Origin of the sequence: Paracoccus sigandri, from assembly GCF_003709565.1 — a bacterium.
Classification (GTDB): domain Bacteria; phylum Pseudomonadota; class Alphaproteobacteria; order Rhodobacterales; family Rhodobacteraceae; genus Paracoccus; species Paracoccus siganidrum.
Map to the genome: position 1 here is coordinate 37271 of NZ_QNRC01000030.1, position 12866 is coordinate 50136.

Annotated in this window: 10 protein-coding genes and 1 pseudogene; 5 read left to right on the forward strand and 6 right to left on the reverse strand. The window is 71.3% G+C overall.

Annotated features, from left to right (window positions below; genetic code table 11):
* Positions 1-30 precede the first annotated feature (30 nt).
* From C9E82_RS19605 to C9E82_RS19620, 4 genes are all read left to right on the forward strand, one after another.
* Positions 31-486, forward strand: coding sequence for a hypothetical protein (locus tag C9E82_RS19605; protein WP_122449369.1), 456 nt, complete (start codon positions 31-33; stop codon positions 484-486).
* A 291-nt stretch (positions 487-777) separates the two neighbouring features.
* Positions 778-1167 carry a hypothetical protein gene (locus C9E82_RS19610; RefSeq protein ID WP_147482377.1) on the forward strand — a complete coding sequence of 130 codons (390 nt, stop codon included), beginning with the start codon at positions 778-780 and terminating at the stop codon, positions 1165-1167.
* A gap of 130 nt (positions 1168-1297) precedes the next feature.
* A complete protein-coding gene (locus C9E82_RS19615) occupies positions 1298-1816 on the forward strand; it encodes a YcnI family copper-binding membrane protein (protein ID WP_205962182.1) in 519 nt (172 codons plus the stop codon).
* A gap of 68 nt (positions 1817-1884) precedes the next feature.
* Complete coding sequence (locus C9E82_RS19620) at positions 1885-3435, forward strand: copper resistance CopC/CopD family protein (RefSeq protein WP_119898670.1); 1551 nt, start codon at positions 1885-1887, stop codon at positions 3433-3435.
* A gap of 44 nt (positions 3436-3479) precedes the next feature.
* On the opposite strand, the gene C9E82_RS19625 is transcribed toward C9E82_RS19620, so the two are convergent.
* The 3 genes from C9E82_RS19625 to C9E82_RS19635 all read right to left on the reverse strand — a co-directional run bounded on the left by C9E82_RS19625 (position 3480) and on the right by C9E82_RS19635 (position 8693).
* On the reverse strand, positions 3480-5132 hold the full coding sequence (locus C9E82_RS19625; RefSeq protein ID WP_119898669.1) for an OFA family MFS transporter: 1653 nt from the start codon (positions 5130-5132) through the stop codon (positions 3480-3482).
* Between the two features lie 236 nt (positions 5133-5368).
* Entirely contained in the window at positions 5369-7327 is a 1959-nt protein-coding gene (locus C9E82_RS19630) for a sensor histidine kinase (RefSeq protein WP_119898668.1), read from the reverse strand.
* Positions 7320-8693, reverse strand: a complete 1374-nt coding sequence (locus C9E82_RS19635; RefSeq protein WP_119898667.1) for a sigma-54-dependent transcriptional regulator — start codon at positions 8691-8693, stop codon at positions 7320-7322. The genes C9E82_RS19630 and C9E82_RS19635 overlap by 8 nt, the downstream gene beginning before the upstream one ends.
* A 104-nt stretch (positions 8694-8797) precedes the next feature.
* Between C9E82_RS19635 and C9E82_RS19640 the strand changes: the two genes are divergently transcribed.
* On the forward strand, positions 8798-9970 hold the full coding sequence (locus C9E82_RS19640; RefSeq protein ID WP_119898666.1) for an RNA polymerase factor sigma-54: 1173 nt from the start codon (positions 8798-8800) through the stop codon (positions 9968-9970).
* Positions 9971-9976: 6 nt separating this feature from the next.
* On the opposite strand, the gene C9E82_RS19645 is transcribed toward C9E82_RS19640, so the two are convergent.
* The 3 genes and pseudogenes from C9E82_RS19645 to C9E82_RS19660 all read right to left on the reverse strand — a co-directional run.
* The gene (locus tag C9E82_RS19645; RefSeq protein WP_119898665.1) at positions 9977-11731 is read right to left on the reverse strand and encodes an ABC transporter permease; all 1755 of its coding nucleotides are present in this window, start codon (positions 11729-11731) and stop codon (positions 9977-9979) included.
* Positions 11721-12707: an ABC transporter substrate-binding protein gene (locus tag C9E82_RS19655; RefSeq protein WP_240643577.1), complete on the reverse strand. Its 987-nt coding sequence runs from the start codon at positions 12705-12707 to the stop codon at positions 11721-11723. The genes C9E82_RS19645 and C9E82_RS19655 overlap by 11 nt, the downstream gene beginning before the upstream one ends.
* Positions 12708-12751: 44 nt before the next feature.
* Positions 12752-12866, reverse strand: a pseudogene (locus C9E82_RS19660) (IS5/IS1182 family transposase); the annotation flags it as partial.

The window sequence follows — 12866 nt, forward strand, 5'->3', positions numbered from 1 at the left end:
CGCCCGCTCTCCAGCGCCCATCTTGCGGGGATGACATCGCGCGCGCCCCTTCCCGCCCTGGCCGTCGCCGCGCTTCTGGCGCTGACGCCGCTGCCGGGCACCGCACAGGACCTGCCCTCCGAGGACGAGGACGGGCTGTCGCTGATCGAGCGCGGCATCGGCCTGCTGATGGAAAATGTCCTGCGCGAGATCGGCCCGGAGCTGGGCCGGATCGGCGAGGACATGTCCGGCGTGCTGTCGCGCCTTGGCCCGGCGCTGGACGATCTGTCGGTGCTGGTCGACGACATCGGCAACTATCAGACGCCCGAGCGGCTGGAAAGCGGCGACATCATCATCCGCCGCAAGGCGGGCGCCCCACCCCCGCCGCCCATCGGCGACAACCTGCGCGACCTGGCCCGGCCGCATCCGGAGGATGACGGCGCCGTGCCGCCCCCGCCGCTGGAGCTTTCGCCCCTGGACCCCTCGCAGCCGGAAATCTCGCTCTAGGCCCGTTCACGCGACCCGACAGGGCTAATGCCGCCAGGGAATGTCGATCGCCATCGGCAAGGGGCCGTTTCCATATCGCGGCAGTCTTCCGGCGCCCTCCGCGCCGGCATGGCGTCAGCTGGGACATGCCGGCCCCTTTGCGCCGATGCGACAAGACGGCGTGAAACATCACTGGCGGGCGGGCGGCTCTGCCACTATCCTGCGCCGGTCACGAAGGAGGGGCCTCTGCGCGGATCCGTCAGCCAGCCGATGCGATGCGCCGCAGCGCCTTGGGGCGCCCTGCGGCGCATGATGCTGCACGCATTGCTGGTGCTGGCGCTGGTCCTGTCGGGAACGGTGCCGCAGGGCATGATGCGCAGCCCCGACCCCGAGGCGACCGGCTTCGTTCTCTGCACCGCCCACGGCCCGCAGGAAATCCAGGTCGCCGCCGCCGAATTGTTTGCCGAATCGTTTGCCGAATCACCCGGCCAGACCCCCGCCGGGCACCTGCCCGAGGCCGATCACAAGCCCGCCCCCTGCCTTCCCGTCACGCTGTCCTTCGCCGCGGTCCAGTCCTGGCAGGAGGCGCTGAGCCGCCCGGCCGAATTCGCCGCCTTCCGGCCCGAGATCACCCAGCCGCGCGCGACGCCGCTCGCGCCCCCGCCGGCCCATCGGCCGCGCGCGCCCCCGGCCCTGGCCTGACCCCGCGCGGCAGGGCCTCGCCCGCCGCTTTTTCCGCAAGACTTCCACACCGGCCGCCCCTGGCGTGTCGCCGTTCCCGCCGGCCAGGATGCCGGCCGGGACCATTCCGACAATCGAAAGACAGATCATGATGAAACAGACCATTGCCGCCTTGACCATCCTCTCGCTTGGCGCCCCCGCCGCGCTGGCCCATGTCACGCTGGAGCAGCAGGAGGCCGCCCCGAACAGCACCTACAAGGCGGTGCTGCGGGTCGGTCACGGCTGCGGGGGCGAGGCGACGCAGAAGTTGCGCGTCCGCATCCCCGAGGGCGTGATCGCCGTGCGGCCCATGCCCAAGGCGGGCTGGGAGCTGGAGCTGGTCACCGGCGCCTACGCGCAAAGCTATGACCATTACGGCACGCCGGTCTCGGAGGGCGTGCAGGAGATCGTCTGGACCGGCGAGCTGCCCGACGCCCATTACGACGAATTCACCTTCCGCGCCCGGCTGACCGACGCATTTGCCGAGGGCCAGATGCTGTGGTTCCCGGTCGTGCAGGAATGCGCCACCGCCGCCGAGCGCTGGATCGAGATCCCCGCCGAGGGGCAAAGCGCGGACGACCTGCAAAAACCCGCCGCGGGCCTGCGGATCACCGCGCCGAAAGGCGACTGAGACGGCGGGGGGGGGGGGCGGCACGCCGCCCCCTTCCACCGGCCCGGAACATAAGATCGGGGGATCCGATGCGCCTTGTGTCGTTGCATGTCTGCCTTGCCAGCCTGCTGATCTGGCTGGCCCTTTTCCAGGGCGCCCATGCCCATGCCGATTTCCGCGGCAGCGACCCGGCCTCCGAGGTGCTGCTGGAGGACCTGCCCGAAACCGTCAGCCTGGATTTCAGCGAGCCGGTCGGCGCGCTGTCGATGACCTGGCTGCTGCCCGATGGCCAGCGGCACCAGGCCGAGGCCCGGAGCATCCCGCAGGGGCTGGCGGTCAGCCCGCCCCCGGATGGCGGCCGGGGCAGCTATGCGCTGGCCTGGCGCGTCAGTTCGACGGACGGGCATCCGATCTCGGGCGCGCTGGTCTTCTCGGTCGGCCATCCCTCGACCCCGGCCGGGCTGCCGGGGGCGGACGATCCGGCCGGCGCGGTCCTGTCGATCCTGACCCGGACCCTGGCCATGGCGGCGATGATCGTGGCGGTGGGCGGGGCGGCCTATGCGGTGCTGGTCGCGCCGCCGTCCCCGCTTGCCCGGCGCGCGGCGCGGATCGCGGCGCTGGCGGCGGTGCCGCTGTCGCTGCTGGCGCTGGGGGCTTACGGCCTGGACCTGCTGGCGGCGCGCCCCGCCGCGCTGGCCCAGGCCCAGACCTGGCAGGCCGCGCTTGGCGCCCCGCGCGGATGGAGCCTGCTGCTCGCCGCCGCGGCCGCGCTGGTCGCGCTGCGGGGCCAGGTCGCGGCGATGCTGGCGGCGATGGCGCTGGGGGCCGCCAGCATGGCGGTGTCGGGCCATGCCGCCACGGGGGGCCAGCCGCTGCTGGGACAGGCGATCATGGCGATCCACGCGGCGGCGCTGGTCTTCTGGTTGGGCGGGTTGGTGGCGCTGCTGGCGCAGGGCCGGGACAGGCTTCAGGCGCTGCGCCGGTTTTCGGCGCTGGCCCTGCCCGCCGTCGTCCTGCTGGTCGCGACCGGCCTTTCGCTGGTGCTGCTGCGCGGGGCCGACTGGCAGGCGCTGGTCGCCTCGGGCTGGGGGCGGCTGCTGGCGGCGAAGCTGGCGCTGGTGGCCGCGATGCTGGGACTGGCGCTGCTGAACCGCCATGTGCTGACCCCGGCGCTGGCACGGGGCGACATCCGCGCCGACCGGCGCCTGCGCCGCAGCGTCAGTGCCGAGATCGCGCTTGGCGCGGGCGTGCTGCTGCTGGCCATGTGCTTCCGGCTGACCCCGCCGCCGGGCATGGCGCCCGAGGCCTCGCATTCCCTGCAGGCGCGGCTGGAGGGCGCAGGCGCGGTGGCGGAGCTGCGCATCGACGGCGCGCTGCCGGGGCAGGTCGCGGCACATCTGCACCTGAGCGATGCGCAGGGCGCGGCGCTGGCGGCGCAGGAATTGCGGCTGGACTTCACCGACCCCGCCGCCGGGATCGGCCCCATCGCTGCGACGGCCCACCCGGCCGATGACGGCCACTGGCACATCGCCGCCGTGACCCTGCCCACGGCCGGTCCCTGGGCCGTCGAGGCGCTGATCCTGGTCGACGACTTCACGCAGCTGAAGGCCAGCGGGCTGCTGGGCGGCCACGGTCACTGACCGCCCCGTCAAGGCCCCGCCGAAAGCAGGCGGGGCCGCCCTGGTCAAAACAGCGCGGCGGTCTTGACCAGCGTGAACCACACGCCCCAAAGCGCCGGGATGCCGACCGCGATCCAGGCCAGCAGCGCCGGCAGGTCCAGCCGCCCCCGGTCGATGCCGAAGGAACCGTGCCTCACCTGCGCCTCGGCATTCTCGGACCGGGCCTGGATGGCGGCCAGTTCCTCGGGCTTCATGAACCATTTGGGGTCCAGCGGCCGGACCAGCGCATTGGCGATCAGCCCGACCACCAGCAGCCCGCAGAGGACATAGATGGTGAAGCTGTAGGCCTCGGCGCCCTGATAGCCCTGGTCGATCCGGTACTGGCGGATATAGTTGACCACCACCGGGCCCAGGATCCCCGCCGTCGCCCATGCCGTCAGCAGCCGGCCATGGATCGCGCCCACGAATTGCGTGCCGAAGATATCCGCCAGATAGGCCGGAACGGTCGAGAAACCGCCGCCATACATCGACAGGATCACGCAGAAGGCGGCCACGAACAAAAGCTGGTTGCCCATGTTCGCGAAGCTGGGCGCCGAGGCATAGAGGACGATGCCCAGGACGAAGAAGACGTAATAGGTCGTCTTGCGGCCGATCCGGTCCGACATCGAGGCCCAGAAGAACCGCCCGGCGATGTTGAACAGCGACAGCAGGCTGGTGAAGCCCGCCGCGATCCCGGCGATCTGCAGCTTCTGCTGGGCGCTCAGCTGGGCAAAGCTCAGTTCCGGCAGGCCGATCAGGTGGCCTGCAAAGATCTCTTGCAGCAGCGGCGATGCCGCGCCGATGATGCCGATCCCGGCCGAGACGTTCATGCACAGCACGATCCAGATCAGCCAGAATTGCGGCGTCTTGTGGGCGTCGCGCAGATGGACGTGGTGTTGGGTGATCATCGCGCTCTTGCCGGCGGCGGGCGGGGTCCAGCCCTCGGGGCGCCAGCCGGCAGGCGGGATGCGATAGCCGAAGGCGCCGGCCATCATGAAGACCAGATAGATCGCGGCCATGGTCAGGAAGGTCTGCCACACGCCGACCGAGACATCGCTGCGATAGAACTCCATCAGCTTCTGCGCCAGCGGCGAGCCGACCATCGCCCCGCCGCCGAAGCCCATGATCGCCATGCCGGTCGCCATGCCGCGCCGGTCGGGAAACCACTTGATCAGCGTCGAGACCGGCGAGATGTAGCCCAGCCCCAGGCCGATGCCGCCGATCACCCCCGCGCCCAGCCACATCAGCCACAGCTGATGGGTCATCACGCCGACCGAGGCGATGGCGATGCCGCCGCACCAGCAGCAGGCCGAGACGAACCCCGCCTTGCGCGGGCCCACGCGCTCCAGCCAGCCGCCCCAGATCGCCGCCGAACAGCCCAGCAGCACGAAGAACAGCGTATAGATCCAGCCCAGATCGGCCATGCGCCAGTTGCATTCGGTGGTGAATAGCGCGGTCAGCAGGCTCATGTCGCGGCAGGCGGCGGTGGTCTCGCCCGGCAGCATGTTGGTCAGGGGCAGCCAGAAGACCGAAAACCCGTAGGCCATGCCGATGCACAGATGGATCGCCAGCGCGGCGGGCGGCACCAGCCAGCGGTTGAAGCCCGGCTTCGCGATGATCCTTTCGCGGTCCAGGATCCCGGCGCCGCGGCCGGGAAAGCCCTCGGTGATTGCAGTCATGTCTTCCTCCCTTGCCCCTTGGGGGCGCGTTGACAGGGAGTCTTCCGGTGGCTGAATGGCCCGCACCCTCGCCGCGCGGGCCGGAGAAGCTCCCTTGCCCCCATATGCAGGCGCAGATCGTGCCAGATTCCGGAGCGCGTCTTTTCAAGGGGTTGGGCGCCGATCCGTCGAAAGGACGGGACAGATTGTCCGGGACGGGCGGACAGAGTGACCGCAAGGCGCGCGGGAAAGGCGGCTCAGACCGCCTCGGGCAGCCACAGCGTGAACGTGGTGCCCTGGCCGGGGCGGCTCTCGGCGGAAATCGCGCCGCCGCTGCGCTCGATCAGGGTCCGGCAGATGGACAGGCCCAGGCCGGTGCCGTCCCCGGCGGCGCGGGTGGTGAAGAAGGGCTCGAAGATGCGGGCCAGCACCGCGTCCTGCATGCCCATGCCGGTATCGGTGACGCGCAGCCGCACGCCAGGCACGCCGCCCTGCTCGGCATCCTCGGTCGAGATCACGATCTCTCCGCCCTCGGGCATGGCGTTGATTGCGTTCACGATCAGGTTGATCAGCACCTGCTGCAATTCAGTCCGGTTCATCAGCACCATCCGGCCCGACCGCGTGTCCTGCCGCAGGCTGACGCCGCCCCGGCCCAGAAGGTGGCGGACCAGCGGCAGGCAGTCGGCGATGACGCCGCGCGGGTCGCTGCGCTCGGCCCAGCCGGCATATTCCTCGGGGCGGGCGAATTGCAGCAGGCGGCCGACGATCTGGCCGATGCGGTGGACCTGTTCGTCCAGCAGGCGGAACTCGGTCTCGGCCTTGCGCGCGTCCTCGCCCAGCATCTCGCGCAAGAGGTCCAGATTGCCCTGGATCACGGCGACCGGGTTGTTGATCTCATGCGCGACCGAGGCGGTGATCTCGCCGATCGTGGCCAGCTTCTCGGACAGGATCAGGCGGCGGGTGGTTTCCTCGACCCGCGCGTTCAGCTCGTCGTTCCAGTCGCGCAATTCGCGCTCGCGTTCCTGCAGCCGGTCCAGAAGCTGGTCGAAGTGATGGGCCACGCGCGACAGCTCGTCGCCCCGGCAGTCCAGCCCGGTCCGCGCGTCCAGGTCGCCGCCCTCGACGGCGGCGATGGTGGCGGTCATCCGCTCGACCGGGCGGAAGACGCCGCGCGCCCAACGCAAGAAGATCGGCACCGAGATCGCCGTCACCGCCAGAAAGCCCAGCACCACCAGCCATAGGGTGCTGCGGCGGGCTTCGGCGAAGGGCGCCTCCAGGAAGCCGACATAGAGCATGCCCACCCGCGCGCCACTGCTGTCGGTGATCGGCTCATAGGCCGAGATGTACCAGTCATTGACCACGAAGGCGCTGTCCAGCCATGTGCGGCCCTGGCCCAGCACCGCCTCGCGCACCTCGGCCGAGACGCGGGTGCCAAGCGCGCGGCTGCCCTCGAACAGGCGCACATTGGTCGAGATCCGCACATCGTCCAGAAACAGAGTCGCGGTGCCCTGGCTGCCATCGGGCAGGCTGCCCTCGCGATAGACCAGGTCGTTGATCCGGTCGATGAAATCCAGGTTGCGGTTCAACAGCAGCCCGCCGGCAAGGATCGCCCGGCTGCCGTCGGGCAGGACCACCGGGCTGGCGGTATGGACGATCATGCCGCGGTCTTCCTCGGCGCGGGCGGTCGGCACGGCATTGGGCGTCGGCACCAGCGGCACCCGCGCCTGCGCCGCCAGATCGGGCAGGATCGCGGCCAGATCGGCGGCGGAAACGATGTCGATCCCGGTCGTCGAATGCCCCTGCCAGGCGGCATCCAGGACATGGCCGGCGGCAGGTGGGCGGGCGCCGGGCGGGCTGGTCGCAAGCAGCTGGTCGGGCGTGGCGAGATAGAGGAAATCCAGCCCCATCTCGGCCCGGCTTTCCTCCAGAAGCGCGGGCAGCCGGTCGGGCAGTTCGGCCAGCTCGGCCAGCGCCGTGGACTGGCCAAGCGCCTCGACGCGTTCGCCCGTGGTCTCCAGGATCCGGGCCAGATACTGGCGGGCGACGGTCAGGTCGCTGTTGACCTTGGTGTTCAGCAGATCGTCGAACTTCGCCGTCCAGCGCAGCATGGTCACGCCCAGAAGCAGGGGCAGGATCACCAGCATCGGCAGCAGCGCGATCGCCAGCAGCCGGTGGCGGACCGAGCGGACGGGGCTGCCGGCGGCGGGCTCAGGCATTCCAGTCCGCAAGCCGCCGGTCGATGGTCTTGCGCGAGATCGCCAGCCGCGCCGCCGCCGCCTCGCGGTCGCCGCCGCAAGCTTCCAGCGCCGCCATGATCGCGCGCCGCTCCATCTCGGCCAGGGTCTCGGGGGCGGCGGCGGGCGTGGCCGAGATCTCGGGCGGGAAACGGCCGAGGATCAGCGCCCGCTCGATGCTGTTGCGCAACTCGCGCACGTTGCCGGGCCAGTGATAGGCAGCGAAACCGGCCCTGATCTCGGGCGTGATCGGCACTGGCGGCATCCCCAGCTGCTGCGCCAGCTTGGCCATGAACAGGTCCGCCAGCTCGTGGATGTCGCCGCCGCGTTCGGCCAGGGGCGGCATATGGATCGCCAGCACGTTGATGCGATAGAGCAGGTCCGCGCGGAAACGCCCCTCGGCCACGGCGCGGTCCAGGTCGGCATTGGTGGCGAAGATCAGCCGCACGTCGACCGGCACCTCGCGTTCCGATCCCAGGGGCCGGACGCGGCGGTCCTCGATCACCCGCAGCAGCTTGGCCTGCACGGCCGGGGGCAGCTCGCCGATCTCGTCCAGAAACAGCGTGCCGCCGCGGGCGTGCTGGAACAGCCCCTCGCGGCTTTGCTGGGCGCCGGTGAAGGCGCCCTTCAGGTGGCCGAACAGCTCGGTCTCGACCATGTCGGCGGGGATGGCGGCGCAATTGACCGGCACGAAGGGCTTTTCCGCCCGCGGCGACAGCGCATGGATCGAGCGCGCGGCGACCTCCTTGCCGGTGCCGGACTGGCCGGTCAGCAGCACCGAGGATGGCAGCGGCGCCACCCGCGCCAGCGTGTCGCGGATCTGGCGGATGGCGGGCGATTCCCCGATCAGCCGGTCGCGCAGCAGGATATGCTCGGAACTGGCCGACAGCTCGTGGCGCAGCACGTGGTTCTCGCGTTCCAGCCGCAACCGCTCCAGGCAGCGCGCCAGCGCGTTCAGGATCTGGTTCGAACGGAACGGCTTCAGCACGAAATCCGACGCCCCCGCCTGCAACGCCTGGATGGCGGTTTCCAGGTCGGCATAGGCGGTCATCAGGATCGTCGCCGGAAAGAAGCCCGAGGCGCGCTCGGCCGCCAGCCATTCGACGCCGCGCCGCCCCTCCATGACATTGTCGAGGATCACCACGTCGAAATGCCCCGCCCCCAGCGCGGCCTGGGCCTCGTCGATATTGGCGGCGGCGGTGACGGACCTGCAGCGGCTGCCCAGGGTGCGCTGCAGGAAATGGCGCATCCCCGGCTCGTCATCGACGATCAGCACCGACGCCTGCGCCAGCGCGGGGCCGAAATCGCCGGCCGGAGCCTGTTCCAGAGCCTTGGCAGCGGTGGTCATCCTGTTCCCTCGCGATGCGGGGCCTTGCGCCGCACTCCCCGCGCATAAACTTGCATCCCGCGCGGCATTCGGCAAGGCTTGGCCTCTGATCGCGAGAAGGGGCCATGCTGCAGCTGACGCCAAGACCGGGACCGCGCATGACCCAGGGCTTGCGCCAGGCGATCGGGATCCTGGCGCTGCCGGGCGCCGATCTGGCGGCGCGGCTGGCGCTGGAGGCGGCCGGCAACCCCGCCCTGCGGCTTCTGCCCCCCGAGTTGCCGGGCTGGCGCCGCCCGCTGGCCGATCCAGACGGCATCAGCGCGCCCCAGGGCAGCCTGATCGGCCATGTCCTGGGGCAGATCGGGCTCTTGCGGCTGGATGCGCGCGGGGGCGCCCTCGCGCTTGCCCTGGCCGAGCGGCTGGAGCCGACCGGCTGGCTGGGCGCATCCACCGCCGAGGTGGCGCGGGCCTGCGGCGTGCCGGAAGCCGAGGTCGAGGCGGTTCTGGTGCAGCTGCAGCGATGCGAGCCGTCGGGGATCTTCGCGCGCTCGCTGGCCGAATGCCTGCGCCTCCAGGCGGCGGCGCGCGACCAGCTGGACGAGGCGGTGGCCGGGGTGCTGAACCATCTGCCGCTGCTGGGGACCGGCGATCTGGCGGCACTGTCGCGGGCGACCGGGCTGCCCGGGGACCGGATCGCGCGGGCCGCGCGGATCATCCGCGGCCTCGACCCCAAGCCGGGGCTGGCTTTCGACGGCCCGGTCCTGCCGCCGGTCCCGCCCGACCTGCGGATCACCCGGCAGGGCGCGGCATGGCAGGCGCAGCCGCATCCCGCCGCGCCGCGGGCAGAACTGACCGAGCGGCCCGGCGATCCCCGTGCCGCGCGGATGCTGGTCGAGGCGCTGCGCCACCGCCGCGACCTGGCGCTGCGCATCGGCGCCGTGCTGGCCGACAGGCAGGCGGATTACCTGGCGGGCGGTCCCTATCTGGCTGCGGTGACGACGCAGGAACTGGCCGGGCTGGCCGGGGCGCATGTCGCCACCGTCAACCGCATCCTGCGCGCGATCACCGCGGAAACGCCGCGCGGCACCCTGCCGCTGCGGGCCCTGACCAGTGCGCGGGCCGGCCGGGACGCCGCGCCGGTCCAGCGCATCAAGGCCCGGCTTGCGCAGATGCTGGCCGAGGCCGGGGCCAGGCGCCCCAGCGATGCCGCGCTGGCGGCGCGGCTGGAACGCGAGGGGCTGGCGATCTCGCGCCGGACGGTGGCCAAGTATCGCCACGAACTGGCCGGCCGGGACTGAGCGCGGTCAGTCGCGCCAGGGCAGCGTGCCAGGCGGCAACCAGCGCCGCATCGCGTCCAGCGCCAGCGCGAGCGCCAGCACCATCAGCAGCGACAGCACCGAGGTCGCGGCGGCGGCGGTGGAATTCCCTTCGTATTGCAGGGCGAAGACCATGACGCCCAGGGTCTCGTTGCCGCTGGACCACAGCAGCGCGGACAGCGTCAGCTCGTTCACCGCGGTCATCATCAGGATCAGCGCCCCGGCCATGGCGGCGGGCAGCAGCGCCGGGGCAAGCACGAACAGGATCCGCCGCAGGGGACCGGCGCCGACGATGCGCGCGGCCTCGTCCTGCGCGGGCTCCAGCGCCTCGGCCCCGGCGACGACCGGGCGCAGCACCAGCGGCAGGAAGCGCGCCAGATAGGCCAGCAGCAGGATCGCGAACGTGCCGTAAAGCGAGCCGACCAGCGGCAGGGGCGGCAGGAAGGCCAGGATCATCGCCAGCGCCACCACCGTGCCGGGCACCACCCAGGGGCCATCGACCAGCCAGTCCAGCAGCCTGATCAGCGGCGCGCGGGCGCTGACCTTCAGCCAGGCGAACGGCAGCGCGACCAGCGTGCAGACCAGCGCCGCAAGTGCCGACAGCAGCAGCGAATTCGCGAAGGCGCGGCGGATCGTCGGATTGGCCAGGACCTCGTGGAAGTTCGCCGTGGTTGCGGTCGAGGCCGACAGCGCCACGCCAAGCGCCGGCGACAGCGCCGTCGCCACCAGCGCCAGCATCGGCAGGATCGCGATCACCGCCAGCACCGCCCAGATCGCGGCCTCCAGCGGCAGGCGGGCGCGGCCCGGATCCAGCGGGCGCAGGGCCGCGCCGCGCCCCAGCGGCACCGACAGCCGCGACAGGACCAGCGCGCGCAGCCCCAGCGCCCCCAGCGCCAGCGCGACCAGGATCAGCGCCAGCACCGCCACCTGCCCCGCGACCGAGGGGCCGAAGCCGTTCAGGCGCTGGTAGATCAGCGTGGTCAGCATCGGAAAGCGGCCCGGAATGCCCAGCAGCGCGGGAACGCCGAAATTGCCCACCGCCGCCGCGAAGGCAAGGATCGCCCCCGCCAGCGCCGAGGGCAGCGCCAGCGGCAGGATGATCCGCGTCAGGATGCGCAGGCGCCCGGCCCCGGCGATGCGGGCGGCCTCGACCAGATCGGCGGGCAGCGTCGCCAGCGCCGCGCGCAGGGCGATGAAGACCAGCGGCATATGCTCGATCCCCATCAGCAGCGCGATGCCCCCGCCGGAATAGATCGGGTTGGTGGTACCGGGCGGCGGCGCCAGCCCCAGCGGCCGCAGGACGGGCGAGTTGCTGCCCGACAGCTCGATCCAGGCCAGCGCCATGGTCTGCGAGGGGATCAGCAGCGGCGACAGGATCAGGAAGGTCATCGCCACCCGCCCGCGCAGGCGCAAGAGCCCGGTCGCGAAGGCCAGGACCGTGCCCAGCACCGTGGCGATCACCACCGATCCGGCGGATGCCGCCAGCGTGTTGCGAAAGGCCCGCCCGGTCGAGCGCGCCTCCAGCACCTCGGCCATCAGGCCAAGCGGCACGCCATCGGCGCCGGGCGCCAGCGCCTCGAGAAACAGCCGCGCCAGGGGCCAGACCGAGACCCCCAGCACCCAGGCCGCAAGCAGGGCGGCAAGGATCGTCCCGTCGCCCCGGTGCCAGGCCCCGCCCCAGATCCGGCCCCAGTCCCGCGTCCAGTCCCGTGCCCGGCGGACCGCCCCCCGATCACCCGCCATAGAGATCGGCGAAGACCTCCTTGTTGCGGATATCCTCGGCCAGCATCCGCGCCGCATCGGCCGGCAGCAGCGTCAGCGTGGCGGGGTCGGGATAGCCCTCGGGCGCGGCCACGCCTTCCAGCACCGGGAAATAGCCCTGCTCGACCGACTGGTCCTGCGCCGCGCGCGACAATTGCCAGTCCACGAAGACCTTCGCCGCCTCGACGGCGTCGCTGTCCTTCAGGATCGCCACCGGCTGGGTGATGACCGAGACGCCCTCGTCGGGGAACACGAAATCCACGGGCGAGCCCTTGGCCTTCGCGTTCAGCGCCATGTATTCGATGATGATGCCGTAAGCCTTCTCGCCGCGCGCCACCGCCTCGATCACGGTGCCGTTGCCCTGTCCCGCGACCGCGCCATTTTCCGCCAGCGCCTCGTACCAGTCCCAGCCGAATTCCGGCTGCTGGACCATCGTGCCGACATGGATCACCGCCGCCCCGGAATAGAGCGGGCTGGGCATGATCAGGCTGGAGGCCAGTTCCGGCGCGGTCAGTTCCGCCCAGGAGCGGGGGGCGGTCTCGACCAGCCCGGTATTGTAGACGATGCCGGTGGTGATCAGCTTGGTGCCGAAAAAGGTCATGTCGGGATCGATCAGCGCCTCGGGGATGCCCTCGACCGGGGCGTCCTGATAGGCCAGAAGCCGGCCCTCGTCCTTCAGCTGCGTCATCGCCACCGCATCGGCGATCAGCATCACGTCGGCCGGGGTCGCGCCGGCCGCGAATTCGGCAGAGAGCTTCGCCATCAGCTCGGTCGTGCCGGAACGGAAGATCTCGACCGTGATGTCGGGATGGTCCCTGTTGAAGGCCTCGACCACGGCGGCCATCTGGTCCTGCGGCTGCGAGGTATAGACGGTGATGGTCCGGGCCTCTTGCGCGCCGGCGGCGCCTGCGGCCAGCAGCGCGGCCAGGGGCAGGGACAGGATGCGGAACATGGTCATGCGAACCTCTCGGACTGTGCTTGCCCGCTGCCTAGGGTCAGGATTCATAACCAATAGATGACGAGAGCCGCGAGGGCGATGGCTGAGAAGAACACCTTGGGGCATCGGTCATAGCGGGTCGCGACGCGCCTCCAGTCCTTGAGCCTGCCGAACATGATC